1 protein-coding gene is annotated in these 1,779 nt (G+C 33.4%); it reads left to right on the top strand.

Going from position 1 to position 1,779, the window contains the following annotated elements; all coding sequences use genetic code 11:
* Positions 1-193 precede the first annotated feature (193 nt).
* Positions 194-1,684: an ISLre2 family transposase gene (locus AACX33_RS05810; RefSeq protein WP_194003915.1), complete on the top strand. Its 1,491-nt coding sequence runs from the start codon at positions 194-196 to the stop codon at positions 1,682-1,684.
* Positions 1,685-1,779: the final 95 nt, after the last annotated feature.

Raw genomic sequence — 1,779 nt, 5'->3', positions numbered from 1 at the left:
GGGAGCAACGCGATTTTGTGAAGTCGGATCAAAAACAAGCGATCGCTAATAATTTCTTTTCAGTGCATGAATAGATTTGCTACTTAATATTACGTATAAATACAGGAATAGTTCCTACCTGTTCTGTAATAGCGACAAAAAAAGGTAAGATTCCCTTTAAATAGTGTTTTCAGATAGGGAATATCTGCCTTTTATGACAAAAAATATATGTGCAACTCTTGATTTAAATAAATCCATAAAAACTTTTCAATCGAATGTTACAAAACTTTTAGATTTTGGGAATATCTCAGAATGGGATGGGAAAAAGCTCAAAGAGCGAGAAGAAGAAATTAGAGTTCAGGCACTCATTTTAGCTGGACAATGTATAGCTCTTTTATTATATAATCTTTCGATATCACCGAAGATTCTTGACTACTCTGTTTCTCAAACACAGGGATGGAGAAGCACAAACACACAAAAACATGGTTATAAAAAACGACAAATAGTAACAATTGGAAATATTGAAGTAACTTTAAACTTACCTTATGTACTTGAACGGAATCCGGCAAGTAAAAAATCTGATAGTTCTTCACTCAAGAAGCAAAAAATCAAAACCTCAAATCAAGGATTTTGTCCGTTTTTAAAGTGGCTAGGGATGTCTGAAGGTATTACCCCTTTGGTTTGGTCAACAATTGCCAAATATGGTGCAATAGCAAGTTCTTTTGATGCAGCACATTCGACTCTTATAGATTGGGGAATAAATGTTAGTTTAAAACGAATCGAACGTCTGACTTACCTTTTTGGGAAAATTGGTATTAATCTTCGCCAATCGAAAATATTAAATCTGGAGATGGATAATTTATCTGATAGTAATGTTCTCAAAGACCAACGAGTTGTCATCGCTGTAGATGGTGGAAGAACTAAAATTAGATTTAATAAAAAAGGGAGGCCCAGTAGCAAAACAAACCGTCATGGCTTTGTCGGTGAATGGATGGAGCCAAAGTTACTAACAATTTATGTCGTAAATGAACAAGGTAAAAAAATTAGAACATCAGCAATACCTATTACTAATGATGGCACATATTCCGGTTATAAAGAGTTTCTGAAAATTTTAGAAATGTACTTGGTAAATTTGGGTATAAGCCAAGCTAAACAGGTATTATTGATTGCCGATGGTGCAGAGTGGATATGGATACACATTCCCCCGTTATTAAAAAAGCTAAAATGTCCATCCGAAACTTATCAATTATTAGATTTTTATCACGCCGTATCACATTTAAAAGATTTTGCTGATGCTGCTTTTAGTACAGATAACGAAAGTCAATTATGGTTTAAAAAAGCTCGAAAAACTTTAAAGAAAGGACAAACGCTAGATTTAATGAGAAATATGGGTGAATTTATCTCTGGCGCGACTGGAGAACGCTGTAAAGTTTTGGTGCAAGAGCGAAATTATATTTTAAAAGCTTATAGAAGGAGGCTTTTAAAATATAACGAAGTGGCATCTCGGAAATTACCTCTCGGTAGTGGCGCAGTTGAAAGTTTAATTCGTCAAGTTGTTAATTTACGCATGAAAGGAAACAGTAAGTTTTGGTTACAGAATAACGCAGAAATTATGTTACATCTGCGTTGTCAATGGATAGCTAAAAGTTGGAATAATTTTTGTGATTCTATTTTTAATTCTTTGGTCAAATCCCCAACTGGGTGATAAATTTTATACTTTTATTCTCCTGTTGATTTACTTTTTGTTCTAATTGATACTAAATATCAAATACTTGTTGCATAAATTTTTGTAAATAATCG

Source organism: Nodularia sp. LEGE 04288 (assembly GCF_963896525.1).
GTDB lineage: Bacteria > Cyanobacteriota > Cyanobacteriia > Cyanobacteriales > Nostocaceae > Nodularia.
The sequence above is the reverse complement of the archived record's forward strand: the minus strand, read 5'-3'. Positions and strand labels throughout refer to the sequence as shown.